This is a genomic window from Nonomuraea sp. bgisy101 (assembly GCF_057708945.1).
Genome location: NZ_JBYITD010000069.1, coordinates 1 through 20712 on the forward strand (window position 1 = coordinate 1; position 20712 = coordinate 20712).

General features: G+C 67.8%; 27 protein-coding genes and 1 pseudogene. 11 read left to right on the top strand and 17 right to left on the bottom strand.

Features of this window, described 5'->3' with window-relative positions:
• The first annotated feature begins 268 nt into the window (after nt 1–268).
• Nucleotides 269–850, top strand: a complete 582-nt coding sequence (locus AC3EO4_RS54080) for a hypothetical protein (protein WP_379582829.1) — start codon at nt 269–271, stop codon at nt 848–850.
• 725 nt (nt 851–1575) lie between these two features.
• Here AC3EO4_RS54080 and AC3EO4_RS54085 read toward each other — a convergent pair.
• Nucleotides 1576–1941, bottom strand: coding sequence for a DUF2809 domain-containing protein (locus AC3EO4_RS54085; protein WP_379582831.1), 366 nt, complete (start codon nt 1939–1941; stop codon nt 1576–1578).
• A gap of 164 nt (nt 1942–2105) precedes the next feature.
• Between AC3EO4_RS54085 and AC3EO4_RS54090 the strand changes: the two genes are divergently transcribed.
• Nucleotides 2106–2582 carry a Tn3 family transposase gene (locus AC3EO4_RS54090; RefSeq protein ID WP_431904445.1) on the top strand — a complete coding sequence of 159 codons (477 nt, stop codon included), beginning with the start codon at nt 2106–2108 and terminating at the stop codon, nt 2580–2582.
• A gap of 166 nt (nt 2583–2748) precedes the next feature.
• On the opposite strand, the gene AC3EO4_RS54095 is transcribed toward AC3EO4_RS54090, so the two are convergent.
• On the bottom strand, nt 2749–3720 hold the full coding sequence (locus AC3EO4_RS54095; protein ID WP_379582835.1) for a LysR family transcriptional regulator: 972 nt from the start codon (nt 3718–3720) through the stop codon (nt 2749–2751).
• A 108-nt stretch (nt 3721–3828) separates the two neighbouring features.
• Between AC3EO4_RS54095 and AC3EO4_RS54100 the strand changes: the two genes are divergently transcribed.
• Nucleotides 3829–4452, top strand: coding sequence for a LysE family translocator (locus AC3EO4_RS54100; RefSeq protein ID WP_431904403.1), 624 nt, complete (start codon nt 3829–3831; stop codon nt 4450–4452).
• A gap of 132 nt (nt 4453–4584) precedes the next feature.
• Here AC3EO4_RS54100 and AC3EO4_RS54105 read toward each other — a convergent pair whose 3' ends face one another.
• Together AC3EO4_RS54105 and AC3EO4_RS54110 are read right to left on the bottom strand one after the other, a co-directional pair.
• Nucleotides 4585–5949 (bottom strand): coiled-coil domain-containing protein, encoded by a 1365-nt coding sequence (locus AC3EO4_RS54105; RefSeq protein WP_379582839.1) that lies wholly within the window; start codon nt 5947–5949, stop codon nt 4585–4587.
• Nucleotides 5950–6502: 553 nt separating this feature from the next.
• Entirely contained in the window at nt 6503–6721 is a 219-nt protein-coding gene (locus AC3EO4_RS54110) for a hypothetical protein (RefSeq protein WP_431904405.1), read from the bottom strand.
• Nucleotides 6722–6791: 70 nt separating this feature from the next.
• On the opposite strand from AC3EO4_RS54110, the pseudogene AC3EO4_RS54115 reads away from it, so the two are divergent.
• Both AC3EO4_RS54115 and AC3EO4_RS54120 read left to right on the top strand, forming a co-directional pair.
• Nucleotides 6792–7289, top strand: a pseudogene (locus tag AC3EO4_RS54115) (Tn3 family transposase); the annotation flags it as partial.
• The gene (locus AC3EO4_RS54120) at nt 7283–7486 is read left to right on the top strand and encodes a hypothetical protein (RefSeq protein WP_431904407.1); all 204 of its coding nucleotides are present in this window, start codon (nt 7283–7285) and stop codon (nt 7484–7486) included. The pseudogene AC3EO4_RS54115 and the gene AC3EO4_RS54120, both read left to right, overlap by 7 nt.
• Before the next feature lie 33 nt (nt 7487–7519).
• On the opposite strand, the gene AC3EO4_RS54125 is transcribed toward AC3EO4_RS54120, so the two are convergent.
• The 5 genes from AC3EO4_RS54125 to AC3EO4_RS54145 form a co-directional block, all read right to left on the bottom strand.
• A complete protein-coding gene (locus tag AC3EO4_RS54125) occupies nt 7520–7780 on the bottom strand; it encodes a hypothetical protein (RefSeq protein ID WP_431904409.1) in 261 nt (86 codons plus the stop codon).
• Nucleotides 7781–7856: 76 nt separating this feature from the next.
• A complete protein-coding gene (locus tag AC3EO4_RS54130) occupies nt 7857–8006 on the bottom strand; it encodes a hypothetical protein (RefSeq protein WP_379582845.1) in 150 nt (49 codons plus the stop codon).
• 73 nt (nt 8007–8079) lie between these two features.
• Entirely contained in the window at nt 8080–8376 is a 297-nt protein-coding gene (locus AC3EO4_RS54135) for a hypothetical protein (RefSeq protein ID WP_431904412.1), read from the bottom strand.
• 106 nt (nt 8377–8482) lie between these two features.
• Nucleotides 8483–8863, bottom strand: coding sequence for a hypothetical protein (locus AC3EO4_RS54140; RefSeq protein WP_431904414.1), 381 nt, complete (start codon nt 8861–8863; stop codon nt 8483–8485).
• A complete protein-coding gene (locus AC3EO4_RS54145) occupies nt 8821–9264 on the bottom strand; it encodes a serine hydrolase (RefSeq protein ID WP_431904417.1) in 444 nt (147 codons plus the stop codon). Before AC3EO4_RS54145 ends, AC3EO4_RS54140 begins: the two co-directional genes overlap by 43 nt.
• Before the next feature lie 183 nt (nt 9265–9447).
• Here AC3EO4_RS54145 and AC3EO4_RS54150 point away from each other — a divergent pair, with 183 nt between their 5' ends.
• Together AC3EO4_RS54150 and AC3EO4_RS54155 are read left to right on the top strand one after the other, a co-directional pair.
• Nucleotides 9448–9861, top strand: coding sequence for a hypothetical protein (locus tag AC3EO4_RS54150; protein WP_431904419.1), 414 nt, complete (start codon nt 9448–9450; stop codon nt 9859–9861).
• 261 nt (nt 9862–10122) lie between these two features.
• The gene (locus AC3EO4_RS54155; protein WP_431904422.1) at nt 10123–10647 is read left to right on the top strand and encodes a hypothetical protein; all 525 of its coding nucleotides are present in this window, start codon (nt 10123–10125) and stop codon (nt 10645–10647) included.
• Between the two features lie 226 nt (nt 10648–10873).
• Here the strand turns inward: AC3EO4_RS54155 and AC3EO4_RS54160 are convergent, their stop codons facing one another.
• The 5 genes from AC3EO4_RS54160 to AC3EO4_RS54180 form a co-directional block, all read right to left on the bottom strand.
• Nucleotides 10874–11086, bottom strand: coding sequence for a hypothetical protein (locus AC3EO4_RS54160; RefSeq protein WP_431904425.1), 213 nt, complete (start codon nt 11084–11086; stop codon nt 10874–10876).
• Between the two features lie 326 nt (nt 11087–11412).
• The gene (locus tag AC3EO4_RS54165; RefSeq protein ID WP_431904427.1) at nt 11413–11760 is read right to left on the bottom strand and encodes a hypothetical protein; all 348 of its coding nucleotides are present in this window, start codon (nt 11758–11760) and stop codon (nt 11413–11415) included.
• Nucleotides 11754–12365, bottom strand: coding sequence for a hypothetical protein (locus AC3EO4_RS54170; RefSeq protein ID WP_431904429.1), 612 nt, complete (start codon nt 12363–12365; stop codon nt 11754–11756). The genes AC3EO4_RS54165 and AC3EO4_RS54170 overlap by 7 nt, the downstream gene beginning before the upstream one ends.
• Before the next feature lie 308 nt (nt 12366–12673).
• The gene (locus AC3EO4_RS54175) at nt 12674–13087 is read right to left on the bottom strand and encodes a hypothetical protein (RefSeq protein ID WP_431904431.1); all 414 of its coding nucleotides are present in this window, start codon (nt 13085–13087) and stop codon (nt 12674–12676) included.
• 23 nt (nt 13088–13110) lie between these two features.
• Nucleotides 13111–13338 carry a hypothetical protein gene (locus AC3EO4_RS54180; protein ID WP_379582863.1) on the bottom strand — a complete coding sequence of 76 codons (228 nt, stop codon included), beginning with the start codon at nt 13336–13338 and terminating at the stop codon, nt 13111–13113.
• 186 nt (nt 13339–13524) lie between these two features.
• On the opposite strand from AC3EO4_RS54180, the gene AC3EO4_RS54185 reads away from it, so the two are divergent.
• The 3 genes from AC3EO4_RS54185 to AC3EO4_RS54195 are packed head-to-tail and all read left to right on the top strand — an operon-like array spanning nt 13525 to nt 16168.
• Nucleotides 13525–15204, top strand: coding sequence for a sensor histidine kinase (locus tag AC3EO4_RS54185; protein WP_379582865.1), 1680 nt, complete (start codon nt 13525–13527; stop codon nt 15202–15204).
• Nucleotides 15204–15854 (top strand): response regulator transcription factor, encoded by a 651-nt coding sequence (locus AC3EO4_RS54190; RefSeq protein ID WP_379582867.1) that lies wholly within the window; start codon nt 15204–15206, stop codon nt 15852–15854. The genes AC3EO4_RS54185 and AC3EO4_RS54190 overlap by 1 nt, the downstream gene beginning before the upstream one ends.
• A 2-nt stretch (nt 15855–15856) precedes the next feature.
• A complete protein-coding gene (locus tag AC3EO4_RS54195; protein WP_431904436.1) occupies nt 15857–16168 on the top strand; it encodes a hypothetical protein in 312 nt (103 codons plus the stop codon).
• A 107-nt stretch (nt 16169–16275) separates the two neighbouring features.
• On the opposite strand, the gene AC3EO4_RS54200 is transcribed toward AC3EO4_RS54195, so the two are convergent.
• Nucleotides 16276–16419: a hypothetical protein gene (locus AC3EO4_RS54200; protein ID WP_431904447.1), complete on the bottom strand. Its 144-nt coding sequence runs from the start codon at nt 16417–16419 to the stop codon at nt 16276–16278.
• A 78-nt stretch (nt 16420–16497) separates the two neighbouring features.
• Nucleotides 16498–17670, bottom strand: a complete 1173-nt coding sequence (locus tag AC3EO4_RS54205) for a tyrosine-type recombinase/integrase (RefSeq protein WP_431904439.1) — start codon at nt 17668–17670, stop codon at nt 16498–16500.
• A gap of 70 nt (nt 17671–17740) precedes the next feature.
• On the opposite strand from AC3EO4_RS54205, the gene AC3EO4_RS54210 reads away from it, so the two are divergent.
• Nucleotides 17741–19696: a WD40 repeat domain-containing serine/threonine protein kinase gene (locus AC3EO4_RS54210; protein WP_431904442.1), complete on the top strand. Its 1956-nt coding sequence runs from the start codon at nt 17741–17743 to the stop codon at nt 19694–19696.
• A 515-nt stretch (nt 19697–20211) separates the two neighbouring features.
• On the opposite strand, the gene AC3EO4_RS54215 is transcribed toward AC3EO4_RS54210, so the two are convergent.
• Nucleotides 20212–20520 (bottom strand): hypothetical protein, encoded by a 309-nt coding sequence (locus AC3EO4_RS54215; RefSeq protein ID WP_379582873.1) that lies wholly within the window; start codon nt 20518–20520, stop codon nt 20212–20214.
• Between the last annotated feature and the right edge of the window lie 192 nt (nt 20521–20712).

Genomic DNA, 20712 nt, shown 5'->3' on the forward strand with positions numbered 1-20712 from the left:
TGTGTCACCGTCCACTGTAGGGGATTCCGTCAAGAGTGACGGAATCCTCACTATTGTTTTGGCGAACCATTGCATTAGTGACGATATCGTCAGAAGCATACGGAATCGTCACAAATGAGAAGAATTGGGCGATGGGTGGCGAGGCGCTCCAGATGTGCGCCGCCGCGCCGTACGGCGCCTTGCGCATCGGTCGATCGACCAAGACAACCCTGCGGGGAACGCGCCCGAACATGCACCAATCCGACAGGTCAGGGAGGCAGATTTCATCATGCACGCAATCACCGGCACCACCGCAGTAACTCCCGAGCACGTGGTCAAGGCGCTGCTGAGCGAATACGACGCCCTGAAGGCGGAGGAGCGGCAGCGGATCGGCGCGCGCGGCCAATTGCTGTACGCCATGCTCACCGCGGTCGCCGGCATCACCACTGTCACCGCAACTATGGGCCGGTTGGAGTTGCTGTTGCTACTACCGCTGGCCACCATGGTGCTGGGCTGGGCCTACGTCACCAACGATCACAAGATCGCCGCCATCGGGCGGTACGTCCGCGGCAGGTTGGGGCCGCGCCTGGTCGGCCTCGTCGACGACGGCTCCAGTGACATCGACGTGTTCAAGTGGGAGAAATACCACCGCGAGGATCCACTCCGCCCCTCTCGCAAGCGGCTACAACTGGCGGTGGACCTGGCTGCGTTCTGCGCGCCCCCGCTGAGCGCCCTGACCCTGCTCTGGCTGCTGGGCCCGCACACTCCAATGGTCCTGATCGGCTCGGCCGCCGCGCTGGCCACAATTCTGATCCTGGCCACCCAGATCATTCGCTACGCGGACGTCGCCGGTCACGTACAGCGGACATGATCGCACGGCCGTCTCCGTCCTTGGGGCCTGCGGTGCTGGCCCCGCGGCTCCGACGCGTTGCGCGCCGTGTCGCCCACCCTGAGGGCGCTGCGATGGCACCGCCGGGGACACGTCTGGACTCGGTCGGGGGCCGGCTCGCTCGGGTGTCAGGCAGGCCGTTGCACGTCGATGGGGAGGTGTCGGGGTCTGCGCAGCCTGGCGTTGTGCCGGTAAGGCGGCGGTCCTAGGGCCAGGGTTGCGGTGCCGAGGTGGGGATCAGCGCGCCGAGTGCGATGTGGGCATCGATCCGGGCGAGCGGTGCGCCGCAGCACAGATGGATCTCGCTGCCGAAGCCGAGGTGCTGAGTGTCCGGGCGGGCAGGGTCGTACCGGTTGGGCTCGTGGAACCGCTTCGGGTCACGGTGCCTGAGGCGAGCATGAGTACCAAGGACGCGCCATTGGGGAGAAGTTGAGCGCTCGTCGGTAGCCCGTGTTCGTCCACCTCCGAGATCCGATCAGCAGGACGGACTCTCCGACGGCTGCTGACCAGCCCTATTAGCCCTTTCCGGCGTACTTGGTCTGCCCCCGCACATAAGCCCAAAACCCGCATTCGATCTTGCTGGGCTGCTGATGTACCGGACCTCGTCCTGCTTTGCAACGGCTGGCCGCCGCATAGGACGAACCCGATGACCTCGCCGCTGTGGGGCATCCGTACCGTCAGCGTGCCGGTGGGGTGGAGTCCGAGAGTCAGCCGGTCTCATCACCGGATCGGACCAATCGGCGTTCCCAGGCCAGGGCCGCGACCACACCGATGGCATAGGCGACCAGGTCCCATGGGTCGGGGAACGCGCCGACCAGGACACCGCCGATACCCGGCGGGGTCATGCCGACTATTTGGTAGAACTCGACGGCGGCGGCGATCGCGGCCGTGGCCAGGGTGCGGCGTGCGGCGGTGGTGCGCCACAGCAGCCCCAAGAACGCGTAGACCAGCATGGTGGCGCCGACGTCGCTCACGTAACCGCGGATGAACGGTTGTCCCGGGCCCCGGTAGAAGAGGGCGAACGCGCCGACGGCGAGGGCGACGCCACCCAGAAGGACCATGGCACGGCGCATGAGATTGACATCTTCTCCGAATCTCAACGATCAGGACGAACCTGATCATAGAGCTCGTCCCTTGAATGTAAGGCCCTCAACCAGGCTAAACACCGCTCGCCACCGAACCGAAACGAAGATCAACTCCCTAGCGCTAATGCACTCATCCTCCTCGGAGGCCGATACTGCGCCGGTTCACCCGCGGCGGGCCGAAGCATCCCACCAACCGGGCGATCGAGGAACTGGGCCGGGCCGTGCGCACCTATCTCACCGACGTCGAGCTACGGCATGAGAACCACGAGAGCCTGCAGGGTGGTGGAGAACTGGAACTCCGCCAACCAGGACCTCTTCTACGACAAGGACGGCGACCTGACTTCGGTGCGGACAAGGAGAGCCAGGAGGTCAGCATGCTCGCACCGCACCTGCTCCAGTCCGCCCTGGTCCACGTCGACACCTTGCTGATGCAGCAGGTCCTGGCGGACCCGAAGTGGGCGGGCAAGCTCACCGACGCGGACCGCCGGGGCCTGTCACCGCTGTTCTGGACGCACGTGAACCCGTACGGCCGGTTCGAGCTCGACGTGAACAGCCGTCTCGATCTTGGCCTCGCCACGCCCATCCCCCGCCAGCGGACGGAGAAACCGCAGCCCGCAGCCGCCGGGTGAAGCGCCGACGACCGGCGGGGTGGTTGAAGCCGGCTGCCGTGGCTTCGACCACCCCGGGCTCCGGCTACGGCGGGGCCGACGCCGAGCCAGCTGCCGGCGTCGATGGCCGGGCGGAGCGGGGCCGGCCGCTCCGGACCAGGCGGTGTCGATTCAGAACCGGGGGCTTTCAGGCTCCGCGCGGTGAGTTCGATGAGCGTTGGGTTCCTTGCAGAGGAGCCTCCCAGGTGGCGGTGATGTCGCGGGCGACATCACGTAGGAGGTCGATGAGCATGCCTGCGAGCGGTGTGAGGCCGGCGTCGGTTTTGGTCACGGCGTAGAGCTGGCGGTAGGGCCTGGGGTGGGCCAGTTCGCGATGGGTGGTGCCAGGCGCATGGGTCAGGGCCAGGCGCGAGACCAGGGCCACTGCGATGCCTGTGCCGACGAGGGCCTGGGCGACGTCGTAGGACTCGGTCTCGAACCGCACCGTGGGAGTGAAGCCGGCCTCGCGGGCAGCGTCGTGGAACTGTTCGCGGGCGGCATGGCCGGCCAGGATGGAAACCCACGATTCGTCGCGCAGTTGTTCCAGGTGAAGTTCGGTGTCCGCGGGCTGTCCGGTGGCCAGTGGATGGTCATCGGGGAGAACCACGACCATCGGGTCCAACAGGAGCGAGTGGGCCCGTACGTGTGGGGGCGGCGCGAGCGGCGTGCCCCAGGACGCGACGATGGCCACGTCCAGGCGCCCCGCGCTGATCTCGTCCGCTCCGCGTCCGGACACCACGTCTATGACGGAGACGTCGGCGTCCGGATGGCGGTGTCGCAGCGTCGTCAGGGCCGGTGGCAGCAGGTGCAGGGCAGCCGCCTGGAACGTCCCGATGCGCAGACGGAGCGAGAGGTGGCCGAGCAGTACGGCCAGTTCCGCCTCGGCCCTGTCCGATGCCTCCTCCACAGTTCGCCCGTGGGAGGCTAGCAGCGCACCGGCCGCGGTGAGCGTTGCTCCGCGAGGACCACGGATGACCAGGGGCACCTGCCAGTCGCGCTCGGCCTTGGCCACCTGCTGGGTGATCGCCGCGGGCGTGAGTTGGAGTGCGTGAGCCGCCGCCGCCAGGGAGCCGTGCCGCTCGATCAACGCGAGAAGCCGCAGCTGTCCCGGATCCACCATTCACTAATCCTAACGCTGCACCCTTCTCTTTTAACTTCTCTTAAGGACCCGGGGCTGGAAGCCTGGCGGTACACCATCGGCCGCAATCCCCGGAAGGGGTTCTTTTCCATGCCCACACATGTGCCCGCTTTCATCGCCACCACCTTGCTGCTGGCGATGCTGCCAGGCGCGAGTCAAGCCCTGATGATCCGGCAGGTTCTGGAAGGCGGCCAACGTACGCTCCGGGGCACGCTAGCGGGCAACGCCACCGGCTTCCTGCTGTGGTCCACGGCCACCGCGGCCGGGCTGTCCGCCGTCCTGCTGGCCAGCCCCACCGCGTACGCGGTGCTCCGGATCGCAGGCGGCATCGTGCTGATGATCCTCGGGGTGAAGACGCTACGGACCGCGCTCACCACCGCCTCCACCCGCCCGCCCCGCGAGGGCGGGCGCCGCACTGGCTTCGCGGGCGGATTTCTCACCGGCCTGAGCACCAACCTCGGCAACCCCAAGGCGGGCGTGTTCGCCGTCTCGGTGCTGCCCCAGTTCGTGACCGCGAAAGGCCCGGTGTTCCTGTCGACCGTCGCCCTGGGAGCCCTGTGGGCGCTCGTCAGCGCCTCCTGGTACATATTGCTCACCTGGGCCGTCGGCCGAGGGCGCGCCCTGGTATCGCAGCCGACCATCCTGCGGGGACTCAGCGTGACCACCGGCGTCGTCCTGCTGGGGCTGGGCGCCGCGGTGGCAGCAGGTTTCTGAGGGCCGGGCCGGTACTTCTTCCAGCGCCCGACCATTCGCGGCATCTGCCGCCCTCCAGGCGGAAGAGATCCACCAGCCACTGTCACCCTGAGCTACTTGTCCCTTCGCCGCAGCTACGCGAGCGCAGGGCCGTCACGTGACGTCCTTCGACGCACCGCCCGCACGGAACTCCGCCGCCACCGCCCGCTCCCGCAACTGGGCCGCCTCCGCCCGCACCACCTCCAGATCGGCTCGCAGGTCGGCCAGCCGCGCCTGCTCCAGCCGCAACTCCATGCGCAGCCGATCACGCTCCTCCGCCGACTCCCCGTCCTCCCGCGCCGCCGCCACGGCGAGCTCCCGCTGCCTCTCGGCGGCCGCCACAGCAGCGTCGCGTTCGAGCGCCGCCGCCGTCACCGCCATGTCGCGCTCCTTCTCGACCGCCGCGATCCTGGCCTCGGCCTCAGCCGCCAGCCTGGCGTTCGCCTCACCCGCCTGGACCGCGCGCGCCTCGGCGGCCTCCGCCCGCTCGACAGCCCGATCCCGCTCGGCTTCGGCTCGCCCGGCTGCCCTGTCCCGCTCGGCCTCCGCCGCCACGGCCCGCGCCTGTGCCGCCGCGACCTCCCGCTCGGCCCGCTCGCGCGCCTTCGCCGCCTCGACCGCGCCGGCCTGCGCCGCGTCGCGCTCCTCGCGGGCCGCCTCGACCGTCCGCGCCGCCTCCTCTTGTGCGTGCCGTACGGCCAGCTCCGCCCGCGCCGTTTCCTCCTGCGCCTTCCTGACCTGCGCCTTCGCATCCTCACGAGCGGCTTTGACCTCGGCCTTCGCATCGGCGCGAGCCCTCGTGACCTCCGCCCGAGCCTCCTCCTGGACGCTCTCGGCCCGCGCCTCCGCCTCTCTCACCAGCGTCTCAGCTGCCTCCACCCGCTCGGCCAGCTCCCTGACCGCCTGATCCCGCGCCCGCTCAGCCTGCGCCGCACGCGCCTCCGCCGCGGCCGCTGCCTGCCTGGCGACCCGCTCGGTGGTCGCCGCCTCACGCAGGGCCGCAAGCGCCTGCTCGCGCGCCGTCTCCGCATCACTCAACGCGGTGTCCCGCTCGGCCTGCGCCTCCTCGGCCACCTGGCGCATCTCGGCCGTCTGCTTGCGGGCGTGCTCGGCGGCCTCGCGGGCCAGCCGTACCTGCTCGAACGCCTGCTCTCGCTCGGTCCTCGCGATGGCCACCCTGGTGTGCGCCTCGGCCTGCACCGCGCTCAGCTTGGCCTCCACCCCCGCAGGACTGAGCTCCTCCGCCAGTGCCCGTGCCAGTGGCTCGATCGCCGCCGTCAGTCCTGTCTCCATGCGCTCGTACAACTGCTCGGCCCTGGCCAGCGCCCCTTCGAGCCCGGGCGTGGCCCTGCGGAGCTCGCGTTCACGCTTGGCCACCGTCTGACAGTCGGTGCCGGCGCAGTACGCCCTGGGACGGCCCCTGCCCTTGCGCTGCTCGATCGGCGCCCCACAGTGCGCACACGGCGTCACGACTGTCATCTCCCCTGTCACAAGTGGATCCTAGCATTATTGATTTTCCAGAAAATAAAAATCAGAAAACACGATCTGTTGTCTCACACCGCTGGCTCGAAACTTGCGAGAAGTGCAGTTCCCGCAGGTAACATGTGGCCGCATGCCCGCGCCGCGCTGATGTCGGTTCCCATTGCTGCGAACTGCCACGAAGCCGTCCTGGTGAGACCGGTCATCTTCGTCATGTCCTGTTCGCGCCCCTGGTCACCGATGGTCCCCGCCCTTGTCGAATGTGGAGATCGCAGACGGGATGGTGCTGTAGCTGCCTGCGCTGCCGGACCCGGAGATGGCCCCACCACGCTGACCTGGCGGACTGACAGGGCGCCTGCTGTTGGCGTGGATGACATAGGCCCTGGGACTGCCTCTGCGTGCACGCATCCCGGGGCACCGCCGTGTGACCGCTTCGGCTGGAATCGACATGACCGAGAGGGCGCGCTGACCAGGGGTCACGTCCCAGCGTTTCGCCTGGCCGTCGGGATGTCAGGGGTCCGCGCGGCCGTTGTGCTCCTGTCCTGCGGCCGGCTCACAGGCCGACGTTGCGCATGGCATTGTCGCGCCAGCGGTCGACGGCGCGGATGTAGCGCAGCACCACCGGGGAGGCGGGCGCCCAGCGGCCGTGTTCGGCGATGACGGCGACCGGGACCCCGGCGGCGTGGCGACGGTGGCGCCGCCGGCGCGCAGGCTGTGCGCGGTGACGGTGTCCGCGCTCGGCTCCATCCACACCGGCGCGGTCCGCGCCCACGATGTGATCCGGATGCTGGCGCGAGACGGCCGCCCCACCCCGCTGGGCGACGCGATCGCGCGACTACGGACGGATCGCCAAGAGCCTGCACATTCTGCGGATGGCCGACGAACCGGGCTACCGGCAACAGATCAAGGCCCAGGCCAACCTCCAGGAGGGCCGCCACGCCCTGGCCCGCAAGATCTTCCACGGCAAGAACGGGCAGCTCTACCAGAACTACCAGGAAGGCATGGAGGACCAGATCGGCGCGCTCGGCCTGGTCCTCAACGCGATCGTGCTGTTCAACACCCGCTACATGGACGCCGCCCTCAACCAGCGCCGCGCCGACGGCCTGGAGGTGGGCGACCAGGACGTGGCGCGGCTGTCGCCGTTCGTGCGGCACCACATCAACATGATGGGCCGCTACTCCTTCCAACTCCCGGAGATGCCCGTGGGCTGCGGCCGCTCAACCCCGCCCCATGACATGCCTCTGGGCGGCGAGCCGGACCGCGCTGACGATGACCCGAACCGACGAGGGAAGGACCAGCGCCGCAACCGGCACCCGAGGGAAGGACGACGCCCGTGCTGAACAAGACCAACAACGACCAGCCGTACGGATACGACCGGAGAAGCTACACCATTCGGGTAAACCGTCACGGCCTGGCCCGGCTCCTGCTGGAGTTCCGGTTCCTGACCCAGAAGCAGGAACCGGGCAACTGGACCCACATGCACAACTACGACCAGTCGTTCGAGCGCCTGGCCGCTTCCCGAGTCCAGGGCCGATAGTGAACGTGGCCGTGACCGGGCTCTACAAGGCCGTCACGACGACCCGATGCAGAAACCCTTGCCGTCGTGTTCCCGCATAATGCTGGTGCCGTTGGGGCAGTCGTTGATGGTGAGCGACGGGCCTTCCAGGATCCTCAGCAGTTTCGTGTGCGCGTCAGAAGACGAGCAGTCGACGGCCTCGTAGGTCTTCTGCGCGAAGCACGTTCCCACCTCGGAGTTCGTCCAGCCGTTCGAGCAGGCGGAGACGGCGGGAAGCAGCAGAACCAGAGAGAGCAGTGCGAGGCGGGAGGTCAAGTGGACTCCAAAATACATTCTTGTTTATTTGTTAAATATATGGGCGTGCCGGAAGCTCGGCAAGATCACCAGGTCCTCAGTCGCCCAGCACGTCCAGAGCCAGGCCCACATCCGCCTCGGTCGTCGACAGGTGGAACGCGCAACGCAGCGAGCCCACGGGGACCGACGCAACGACGCCGCGCTCTCGCAACCGCTCCGCCGTGCCGTCGGGAACCGGTACCGACACGGCCCGGGACGCAGGGCTGGGCCGCGGACTGCGCGGACGACGCGATCCACACCAACCCCACCATGACGGCCGCTCAGCGAAGGCGGTCGCCGGGTCTCAGAAGTGTCGTGACCTCGGCGATCGCCTCCGGCGAGGGATGGAAGTAGCGGCGCACGTTCTCGGTCTTCTTGTGCCGCGACTTGGCCCTCAGCATCAGCAGACTCGCGCCGCCCTCGCCCAGATGCGTCAACGCCGAATGCCGGATCTCGTGCGGATCCCATCCGGTCCCCGGCCCGCCGAACGATGTGTGCCCATCCAACAACGCGCGGGCCTGCCCGTAGGACAGGCGGGCGCATCCGGTGTCGGGACACACATCGCGCGGCCCCAGCACCTTGCCGGGTCCACCTCGACATCGAGGAGGACGTGACGGGCTGACACGAGCCCGCCGTCGCGAGCCGCAGGCACCGTTAGCGGCGCACACGGCATGCCGACACAGGTCAGGTCACCGACCCGGAGCGACGTCCGGGAGCCGCTCCCCTCTCATCTGCCTGCCCGACCGCAGTGCATGTCTGGTGAACCGCTGCTCGCACGTCGTCGGCGGTGACGATCAGGCGATCCGGTAGGCGGCGGCGCCGTTGTGCAGGGAAACGGGCGCGGCCGTGGCCGGAGCCGACCAGGGACAGGACCTGATAGCCGGAGGACTTCGGCTCGGCGGTGATGACCGAGCTGTCGTTGAGGCGGACGACCTCGACGCGGTTCGCGGACCCGCCGAGGAAAGACTCGGCGATTTCACTGCGTGGGCGGTAGATGAGGAACGCGCGGTCGTGCTCGCTAGTCAGGGTGATGTCGTACAGGATGGAGCGGTAGGTGCCGCACATGCGGTCCGCGTCGATCCCGGTCGGGTCAAGGGCGGCACGGGTAGTGGTGCCGTCTCGACGCCGGCAAGGTCCCTGAGCACCGCACCGAAGATCTCGTAGGCCAGGGGCTCGCCGCCCGTGCTGTTGGTCAGCACGGCCACCGCCACGCCCGCCGATGGGACGACGCGAAGGAATGCCTTCTGCCCCTTGGCGACGCCGGTGTGGCCGACGACGCCGTCCTGGTGGAGCATCCAGCCAAGTCCCAAGCCGATGACGCCGCCGCCGAATTCCGGGACGGATTCCACCTGTGGTTCGCGCAGTGCCGCCAGCGACGCGGGGGCCGGCCTCATGCCCGGCGAAAGCCGCCCATCCGCCGGCGTCATCTCGCCGCGCGTCTGCTCCCAGCTGGTGTCCTCATCCACGCTCGGACACCGGGTCATCACGAACAGGCACGCGCCTTCGGTCTCTTTCCTCGCTGGTCAGCCGCTGTCCAGACCGGGCGGGTGTCCAGTCGTCGTCCGCAGGTGCTGTCCACGGGTGGTGGACACGGCACCGCCCCTTCGAAAGTGATCTCGCAGTGCTCGAGACGACGAAGGGAGCAGACGATGAGGAAGATCGGCGCGCTGGTGGTGGGCGGGCTTGTGGCGACAGCGATGACGGCCCTGCCGAGTGCGGCCGCGACCGAGCAGGCACTCACCGGAAAGGTGATCAACACGGCGGGGCTTGCCACGTTCGAGGCGACCCTCATCGGCGGGACCGCCGATGGAGAGGCGTACAGGATCGAATTCAACAAGCGCCCCGTGGCCTGGTACGCGTACGGGGCCACGATCCATCCGGTGTGCTGGCTGGAGGGCCCGAAGGTCACCGGCCCGTACGGTTCGACCACCGCCTGGATCTCCCTGGCCGGCGGTTACAGCTCCAGCGGATCCGGCACGCAAACGGTGCTGACCGACGCATGGGTCAACACCAGCGACGACATCCGCAAGCAGGTCAAAAAGTGCGCAAAGTCCGGACAGTGACGAGCGCCCCCTTGCCACTGACGCAGCGCCCGTAACTGGGCGATGAACGCGGCCACCGGGTCCTCCCCAGGTCCTCGCCGGTGTCCACGTCCCTCCTCGGCAATCGGATCATCTCCTCGCTTGGTCAGCCGCCTTCCAGACCTGGCAGGTGTCTGATCGTCGTCGGCATGCGCTGTCCACGGGCGTGGACACGCCACCGGCTTTCCGAAAGTGATCTTGCGCCATCACGACACACCATCTCGACCCGACAGGAGTCACGCAGTGAGATCTGTTCAGCGCATCGCCGCCCGGGCCGTCGCAGCAGCGGCCCTCATCCTCCCCGCGCTCGCCTTGACCGGCTCGCCCGCCGTCGCCGACCCTGCCGAGGAGACGTTCACCCCCTACGTCACCACGCTGGAGAGCGGCACCTCCGCGTGCCCGGGCAACGACCAGTACTTCAGCGGCTGGGACACGCAGCGGCCCATCGAGTGGACCTACACCAACGGCGACCACGCCTGCATCAGGGTCGAGTACAAGGTGGCTTTCACCGCCGCGAACTGCGACTACCAGTTCTACGTGCCCGACAGGCAGGCCACGGGCTACATCGACTTCTGGGTGGAGGGGATCACCGACCAGGGCCACGGAACCTGGGGCATCAACAGGGGGATCAACGAGATCGACAAGGAGGGCTGGCACACCATCTACACCGGCGACCGCGTCACCTCCATCAAGTTCTGGGACAAGGGGCCTAAGGGATACACGCTCGGCTGGGGCAAGTACGCCAGCTTGAAGCGCGTCTGCTCCTAATCACCGGGGTGCTCCGCGCTCCCTAAAGGAGGTCCCGGTAGCAACAGAGCACCCTTGATCATCACACCGGCCCCCGCATCACTTCGACGCGGGGGCCGGCCTCATGCCCCGGCGAAAGCCGTACCGAGGCCGCGAGTCCACTCGCCGACGTCACGAGGGGTCTTCTCCCGAACGTGTCCCCAGCCGCCACGTGGCTCTGCGGTCACGGCGAGCGATGGTCTCGGTGTCAGGCGTCCAAACTCCAGTCCGTCTTCGCCCGCTCCAGCACCTCCTCCAACGAGTCGTGCTCGGCCAGGACGTCGATGGCGGTCTCGCGGGCGCGAGCGGCCCACGCGGCGCCGACACCGGGTCCGGCGCTGGCGCGAGGGCTCGGGGTTACGGCTTCAGACAGCGGGCGGAGGGTGGTCTCACTCGGGTTGCCGAACGCGATGAGGACCATCTCAGCCAGGGTGGGAGGGGCTCCTTCGGGCCACATCTTGGCGGTGTCTCCGACCCATCCGTGGATCGACATGACGGTGGGGAGGTCTCCGCAGTCGTCGGCTGCGCTGTTCCATGGCGGCTCGCGGGGGTCGTGTGGGAGCAGCAGCAGTATGCCTGGAGGAGACGGCGCCACAGCTCTTCGGGCAGCAGCCCTTTCGGTGGTCGCTTCGCCGTCGCCATGCCTCCCGACCGCCCAGAAACGTCTACTTTCCCGAACGGCGTGCGGTACTCCTCGCTCTCGATGACGTGATCTCGGAGCCGGCGGTGCTCGGGAGCATCGGCCGGTCATGCTCTCAGTGCCGGGAAGGTGTTGCCAGGAACCAGGAACGCGACCATGGGGTTGGTGTACCCACGCGTTTGCAGGTCGGCTTTGAGCGCCACACGCCCCCACGCCGGAGACCACAACGTGGCGTTCAGCCGCTGTCCTTTGCGGACAATGTAGATGTCGTTGTGGGACATGGTGAACCGGGACACCGACTGTGCACCCAGCCAGACGTCGACCTCGGGCCAGAACTCGTTGTACAGCTCGATGGTCGCCGTGGTGCCGTTCGCAGAGCCGGCTGCCCCGCCTGCCCTCGCCCACAGCCCCAGGCAGTAGGCCCACCTCCGCGCGTCCGCCCGGACGCTCAGCACCGCGTCGATTCCTGACAACTTGGCGGGATCGACCAGTGCGCGGGCACGGCCCCGTACCCGCGGCTGAGTTTCAGCACGTCGATGTAGTCGCGCACCACTAAGGCCGAGGGCGTGTCGAGCAACGAGGCCTCCAGCATGTGCCGCGCCGCGTTGAGGGTGCACTGCACGTCCGGTAGCGACGGCACCCACAGCCAGCAGCCCGCGATCGCCACCTCGGCCACGACAGCCTTGTGCACGGCTCCCGACTCGGAGGCGATCGCGCTGGCGCGCACGAACTCGGCCCGCGCGTCACGGATGATGTCGGCCCGTTCCTGCGTCGTCCGCCAGTTCATCGGCAGGTCCTGCAGGAACCGTCTGCCCGCGGCGATGTGCTGGTCGTACCTGCGGTCGTAGATGCGGTCTGGGATGGCCGCGATCCGTCCTTCGATGCGGGCCAGCCTCGGGCCGTGGTCAGGCGCCTTGCTCTGCCCGGCATGGGTGATGAGCACGTTCGCGACGCCTGCGGCAGCCCCGGCCCAATCCTGCTCGCTCAGCCACGCGCCCTGGACGAGCGCGCGTACAACCGTGCTCGCAGCGAGCGCGAGCAATGCGACAGCGAGGTCCACTGCCCTCACCGGTATCCGATGATCTGGACGTTGAACGCGAGTCGCCAGACAGCGCCGAGCTCGCTTCGCGTGGTGAGGTTGCACCCCACCGGGACGGAGCTGACCATGGCAAATCCTCCGAGTGAGCATGGGAAACGTGTGAGAAACGGCGAGTCGCGTCAGGGGACGGGGCGCCGGCCGGGATTGAACCCGGCCGACGATGCGGACCGTCGCGTCCTTGCCAGAGGAGTGGTCCGTCGTGCGCTCGAGATAGAGGTTGGAAGTCGCGATGGCTGATGTGGCGATTCCGAGGAGCGCCCGGCGCGGGGTCAGATCTCGTCGCCCACGATGTGCACGGTGTAGGCGAGTCGCAGGATCCAGCCGTCCGCGTCGCGCACAGCCAGGTTCGCCCAGACGTCGACGAACGTCGTAGGTCCGTTCGCGTTCGACAGCCCGAATTCGTCGACGGCCCATCCGGCGTTGCTGGCGACGTTGTCGTTCGCGAACGAGCTGAGCGTCACGAACGGCGCCCAGTACACCGGTCGCAATCGCTTCCCCGGCTCCAGCGGCAGGTTGCGGGTCCAGTTAACCCGGAACCGAGTCCATGCCTGACCTTCGGCGTGGGCGTTGCTGATTCCCACCGCACCTGTCAGCACGATGGCGAGCCGGCCAGGCTCCGGTCTTGTGACGACATGATGCAGGGCTGCTTGTTCGCCGGCGATCGGCACGAATTGGTCGGACATGATGACCTCCAGTAGGGCGCGGCTCAGAAGCCGACCTGAGCGAGGATCGCCACCACGAACGGCGCGGCGAGGACGAGGACCGCGACGACGATCAGCAGCGCGATCACGTTGCCGACGCCGCTCGACCCGCCAGACCGGCGTGCCGCGTCACCTGAGTGCTGAGCGGCCTGTCGTGCCCGCTCGGCCGCCCAGGCCGCGTTCTGGTTGGCGTTCTGCTGTGCCTGCCACGAGGAGAATCCCGGACTGGTCATGACAATCTCTCCCTTCGTTCGGATGAGGTCCGAGGCTGCGCGCTGCCCCGTCCAGGATGGTTCTGCGGCCGACCCCGGCACCTCCGAGGTAGCCCCAACAGGTTTCCGGGTTTTCCCCCTTCCGCGGCCCCGGCTGGGCTGGCGACACTGCTCGACGTAGAGGCACGCCTGACGAAGGAGATCGGCATGCGCACGTTGGCGATCGCCCTGGCCGCGTTCGGATACGGGCTGTGGGCGGTGTGGCCGGACCTCGCCTCCGGCGCCGTCGTCGCGGCCCTGCTGCTGGCCGGTCAGGTGGCGCTGGCCGTCACTGGTGGGTTGTTCATCGCGGAGGGGCAGCGCCTGGTCGGGACCCTGTTCGTCGCGGCGGCGTTCGCCGAGCTGACCGCCGATCTGAGCAACCGAGACTGGGGCTGGTATGGCTTCGTGGCAGCCATGGCGCGGCCGGTTGGGGCGCTGCTGCTCATGACGGTTTTGCTGAGCTACCCCCACCGGCGTGTCGGCTACCGGGGGTTCGTCTTCGGCGCGAGCGTGCTGATCCTGGTAGCCAACGTGGCTGACGCGGTCACCTGGAACCCCGCGCCGTCCGGCAAGCCGCCAGTAGCATTCTCCTGGGTGACGCTCTACGACGGTGGGCCAGAGCAGCGCACCGCCTATGGCATGTACTGGATGCTGGTGATCGCCGTCGCCGTGGCCGCGCTGGCGCTCGTTGTGCACCGTGCCGTCACCGCGCGTGGGCTGGAGCGGCGGGAGCTCGTGCCGGTCTTCGTCGCCTCGGCCGTGTACGGCTTCGCGATCCTCTCGAACGCCATCTGGATGGTGCTGCCGTATTTCACCGGCGATGGCGATCCGCTCGCCCCCGCCTACGTGCCCGAGGTGGTGTGGATCTCCGCGGTGGCCGCGCCGCTGCTTATTCCCGCCGCCTTCCTCGCCGCGGCGATCCGCCGCCGGCTCGACCGGGCCGCTGTCGCGGACTTGGTGAGCGGCATCGCCCAGCCTGCCACCGCGGAATCGGTGCGCGAGTCGTTGCGCCGGGCCCTGGCTGATCCGAGCCTGGACCTGTTCACCGGTGATCCGCCTCCCGACGACGGCCGGCTCGGGCTGGAGATCGCCGACAGCGCAGGCCGGCCGCTAGCCCACGTACGCACCGTGCCCGAGTTGCGTAGGCGCGGCGACGTGGTGACGGCCGCGCTCGGCGCGGCGGCGCTCAGCCTGGAGAACGCCCGCCTTCACAGCGATCTGCAGGAGCAGCTGCGCCAGGTCGAGGATTCCCGCGCCAGGATCGTCGAGGCTGGTGTGGCCGAGCGCAGGCGAGTCGAGCGCGACCTCCACGATGGTGCCCAGCAGCGGCTGCTGGCGCTGGCCGCGACGCTGGGCCGACTCAAGACCGTCAGCGGCGACCCCACGGTGCGCGAACTCGTCGACGAGGCACGCGCCGACCTGCGCAACGCCCTGTCGGAGCTGCGTGACCTGGCCAGGGGCATCCACCCGGCCGTCCTGGAGCAGATCGGCCTGACGGGAGCCATCGAGAGCATCACCGAGGCGCTGCCCGTCCCCACCGAGATCCGCATTGCACCCCTGGCCAGCAGCCCGGCGATCGAGACCACGCTCTACTTCGTCATCTGCGAGGCGCTCACCAACGCGATCAAGCACGCCGAGGCCCGCCGCATCGCCGTCTCGGTCACCCAGGAGGACGGCGAGATCGTCGCGGCCGTCACCGACGACGGCCGCGGCGGCGCTACTATGCGGCCGGGCGGCGGCCTGGCCGGCCTGGCCGACCGCGTCGCCGCTCTGGGGGGAACGCTGCACCTCCAGAGCCCGCCACAGGGCGGCACCCGGCTGGAAGCTCGGCTGGTGAGCGCTTGATGCGGGTGATGTTGTGTGACGACTCCACGCTGTTCCGGCGCGGGGTGGCGCTCCTGCTCGAGGGCGTCGGCGTCGAGGTCACCGGACAGGCCAGAGACGTCGTCGAGCTGACGACCCTGATGCGCGGCCAGGTGCCCGACGCGGTCATCCTCGACATCCGCATGCCGCCGACCTTCACCGACGAGGGCCTGACGGGCGCGGCCCAGCTGCGGGCCGCCCACCCGCAGCTAGGCGTGCTGGTGCTGTCCACCTACGCGGAGACCGCCTACGCGCAGCGGCTGCTGGAGATTGGGCCGCACGGAGTCGGCTACCTGCTCAAGGACCGGGTGGACGACGCGGCCGCGATCCGCGACGCCCTCACCCGGGTGATCGACGGCGAGTCGGTCATCGATGGCGAGATCGTCAGCCGGCTGTTCGCCCGCCGCAAGGCCGCCTTCCCGCTCGACCGGCTGACCGAGCGAGAGCGGTCCGTCCTGACTCTGATGGCCGAGGGCCGATCCAACCAGGCGATCGGCCGACAGCTGCACCTCGGCATCAAGACGGTCGAAAGCCATATTGCGGCGATCTTCGCGAAACTGGATCTGGAGTCCGCCCCCGACGACAACAGGCGCGTACTGGCCGTTCTGGCCTGGATCCAGTCGGTGGCCTAGCTGTGGGCCAGCCGCCATCAGGCCGAAGGCCGAGATCAGCGAGCGGGAGGCGGTGCTGTCCGGAGCGGATCGCCGCCGACGGTGGCCGCAACACCCGCACCAGCCGCGACGCCAAGAAGTACGCCGCTGAAGCTCGCCAGCACACCGCCGACTACCAAGCCAAGGACGCCCACACCAAGGCCGTCACCGGCACCCAGACCCCCGCTGAGCACGCCCGACGTTGGCCCTGGGAGATCTGGGGGCCCTACCGTGTCTTCCCTGACCTGGCCAGCGACCGCGACTGGTGCGCCCACTGCAACGTCCGGATCGGCTGATGATGACCAAGGAGAGGCTGACCGACGCCGAGCGGGCCGACTTGGGGTGCCGGTAAGAAGTGCGTCATGAGCCCTAAACGGTGTTGATCTTGCTGTGACGTGCCTGGTCAATGCCGGGTGGTCAGGAAATACCCCCGATGCACATCGAGGAGCTGGTCGAGCACTGGACGGTCCTGGACGAAGAGCGCGACCTGATCGCCGGAAAACGTGGCGCCACGCGACTCGGCTTCGCGATCTTGCTGAAGTTCCACAGGGGGGGAGACCAAGTAAGCCGGAAAGGGCCAATAGGGCTGGTCAGAGGCGATTGCCGAGGGCCTTGGTCCTGCTGATCAGAGGTCTTCGACGTAGCTGGCGGCGATGTCGTCGGGTGGGTTGGTGTACAGGCGCAGGTAGCGGTCGTTGGCGTGACCGAGGCGGCGTTCGAGTTCGGCGCGGTTGTGGCCGGAGGTTTGCGACAGTCCGAAGGCGAAGGTGTGGCGGGCGTCGTGCGGGCGTAGGGTGCCGAACTTACGGTCAGGATCGGCCATCTGGGCGTCGTGCAGACGGCCGATCTCGCTGACGATGGTGTTGATTGACCGCGGGGACATGCGGCCGTGGGGGTGGCGGACGGCGACGGAGGCGGCGGAGAGGAACAGCGCGGTCGGGGCGGTGCTGGCGGCGGCATCGCCGGGCCGTTCGAGCTGCAGGTACTCGGCCAGCGCCTGGCGGGCGTCGCGGCCGAGGAACACGGTGCGGCTGGTACGGCCCTTGCCGCGTACATCGGTCAGGCGGGCATTCTTGGCCTGGCGCAGTCGGTCGGGGTGGATCGGCTCCAGTTGGTCCAGGTCCAAGCCGACCAGCTCGGCGCGGCGCAGGCCGGTGCCGAACAGCAGGTAGATGATGGCGCGGTCGCGGACCGGGCGGGCATGGGCGTGCACCCGGGGGCTGGTACCGCGGTGGCGGCGGCCCTTGAGCTCGTGGAAGGTCTCGATCCGATCGACGACGTTCTTGATAGCGCGGACCTGAGCGGCGGACAGGGAGCGTACCTGCGGGGCGGGCAGCGGCAGCGCGGTGACCTTCTTGGTCGGGTCGCCGTGGCGCAGCAGGCCGGCGGGGGCGTGCGCGGTGATCCAGGTGAACAGCGCTGACAGGTGGGCCAGGTGGTTGTTGACGGTCGCGGCGGCCATCGGCGCCGGCTTGCCGTCGCGGCCGAGGTTGCCGGCGGCGGCTAGGTGATCGCGCCAGGCGGTGACTTCGCGCGGGGTGACGGCCGAGAGCCGGTCGTGTCCGAGCCCGCTCGTGGTCCAGGCGATGAAACGCTGGAGATGGCGGGTGATCTTGCCGGTGACTTCTGCCGAGCGGACCCCGCGGACGGCCAAGTCGAGGTAGCGCTCGCTCCAGGTGGTGAGGCTGTCGTCGGCCGGATCGAGCCGCTCGGAGAGGCTGACTACCTTTCGTGAAGTGATTTCGGCGCGATTCGGCTCAGGCGACTGGTCGGCCGACCTGGGCATCTGCTGGGACATGCCGCCAGGTTACTTCACGGAAGGGGCGTTTCCTGAAGAGACTTGGCAGTGGTGGAACTCTTCTGCTGCAATGAGCCTCTACCTGCATGATCCGCTCCCGACACCGGAGGTATCTGTAGTGCAGCCTGGAGACGAGCTCGCGAGCCGGTACCTGCTGGAGGGGCAACTCGGCTGGGGCGGGATGGGAGAGGTCTGGCGCGCCCTCGACCAGAGACTGCACCGACCGGTCGCGGTGAAGGTGCTGACCGCCCTCGGTCACTCTTCGCACACCTCTCCTTCGCAGACCGAACGGTTCCGCCGTGAGGCCCTGACAACCGCAGGGCTGCAGCACCCCGGGATCGTCGTGGTGCACGATGCCGATCAACACGCCGATCAGTGGTTCATCGTGATGGAACTGCTGCACGGCCAGGACCTGGCCGCGGTGCTGGACAGCACACCAGATCATCGCCTGCCGATCGAGCAGGTCCTCGTGCTGGGTATCCAGATCGCGCAGGCGTTGTCGGCCGCGCACAGCCGCGGTGTCATCCACCGCGACTTCAAACCCGCCAACCTGTTCTTGACCGACGGCGGGCAGGTGAAGATCTGCGATTTCGGGATCGCCTCCGCTGCCAACGCGACCTCTGTGCTCACCGCCGAAGGGCAGCGACTGGGGACACCGCACTACATGTCTCCCGAGCAGTGGCAAGGCGGGCGGGTCGATGCTCGATCAGACCTGTACTCCTTCGGATGTGTCCTGCACGCTCTGCTGACCGGCCGGCCGCCCTTCGCCTCGAGTGAGATGGCGGTGGTCATGCACCACCACCTGGTGGTACCACCGCTGGGCCCCCGGGCCTACCGCGCCGAGGTGCCGGAGAGACTCGATGAACTCGTCGTGCGTCTACTCGCCAAGGAGCCTGACAGCCGTCCGGCCAACGCCGATAGGGTCGTTGCCGCGCTGGAGGCCATCCGGGGCGTAACGCCCCTCCCGCCGACCTTGATCGAGGACTGCGGCGGCCACCGCCGGAGTGGGAAGGCGACTGTTCTTCCGAACACGGTCCAGATTGCTCCCATCCGTCCGGGCGCTCCGGAGACGCTCCTTGACGGTGGAGACAGAATGGTGCGGTCGGTGACGTTCAGTCCAGACGGCAAAGCTCTGGCAAGTGCCGGCGATGACGGTGTGGTCAGGATCTGGGACGTGGCCACCAGGACATTGGCCAAATCCTTCACCCACAGGGTCCGCAACTCGTGGGACAAGCCGCTCGCAGAGGTCCTCGAGTTCAACGCCGGGTTCTCGGCCACCTTGTCCGCAGCGTTCAGCCCGGACGGGAATCACCTGGCCGTCGGCAATGGCGACGGGACGATCAACCTGTGGAATGTCACCACCGGTGCCGCCACCACCCTCCCCTACCTCGACTCCGTCCTGTGGAACTGCTCAGCCGCCTGCGTAGCGTTCAACCCCACCGGCGGGACCCTGGCTACCACCTACAACGCCCCGGCCATCACGTTGTGGAATCTGACCACGCACATGAGCAGCCCGCCCTTGGCCACCGGCGACGACTTCTGGGTCGGGGCGCTGGCATTCAGCCCTTCCGGTGGCACCCTGGCCACCGCCAGCGGCAATGGCAATCCTGGGAACACCGCCATCGATGGGCGCCTTCAACTGTGGGACACCTCCTCCCACGCGAACATCGCCACCCTCGCCCATACCAATTCCGTCGTGCACTCCCTGGGATTCAGCGCCGATGGAAAGACGCTGGCAAACCTCCGCAACGACGGGACGATCACGCTGTGGGACGTCGCGGCCCGTACGAGTACCACCCTCACCGGCCCCGGATCCGGCATGACCTGCATCGCCTCAGGCCCGGGCGCCATCCTGGTGAGCGGTTCCAGCGAAGGCACCATCACAGTTTGGCACATCACCAGTCGCAAGAGCATCGCTGCTCTCCACACCGGCACCAACAGCGAAATCAACTGCGTCGCCTGTAGCCCGGACGGTGCGACAGTCGCCGGCGGAGGCAGGAACCTTACACTTTGGACGATCAGATAAGAGTGCGGCGAGGCGCCGATCCCAAGATCACCGACCCGTTTGGGATGGTATTCATCAGCGCTCCTTGCCGGCGGCAGCAACATCGGCGCTGATCTTGCAGGTTGTGACACAGGCATTCACACGGCCCCCGCCACGAGCGCTGCGAAAACGTGATCCGCGCCTCAATGCTTGCTGCCCTCGACACCGGCAAGGCTCTCTCACGGCACGTCCCGACCTACGCCTTCGAGTTCGCTGACCTCAGCAACGGGACCCTCGCCGTTTCTGACGTAGATTCCGTCACCTCTGGGCACACGAACCGACCTGTAGGGCATGGTGATCTCGCTCTGAGAGCGTAAGAGCATCCGAGACCGTGTCGTGGGGCGGCGCCCCACGCGGGTGGCAGCCGCTCAAACGATCGGGGCCCCGCTCATCCTTCAGGATAAGCGGGGCCTTTCTTGTTGCCCGATGGCTACTCGAACGTAGAGGAGTCACCCTTATATCCGGGCGGCGAGCTCTTATGGTGTTGCAATGCCGCCTTAATGGCTAGTTTGGTTCGGCGATGGAAGTACTTTGATTCTCTGTCCATCTACATCTACCACAGTTCGCCCGGCAAGCGGTTTCTTCAGCTTGAACTGCACCTGATGCATATAGCCTATGTCGAGTGTGCTTTTTTCCTCCCAGGGCCAGGGGCGACATGTGTCTTTCACTTGAACGCCAATGGTCACCCTTGCAGGAGATTCCACCAGCTCCGTACCTGTCACTTCCTGGCATTTCGTGGGAGTCGATTTTCGCCCTTTGAAAAGCAGTTCTGCAGTCAGCGTCAGCTCGTCGTATGAGAGCTTCACGGTGTCTATATTGCGCCACTGGGACGCGCCGCATCCGACTAGGAGTGCGGTCACACAGATCAAGGACACCGCAGGCACGTACTTGTTGGGGCGGAGTGTTGGCATGGTGTCGCTAGTTTCTATCGGCGTTTCATGACGTCGCCACCGTATGCTTGGCGGACGTTGTGGATGTCGGTGAATCTTTCGGTGCAG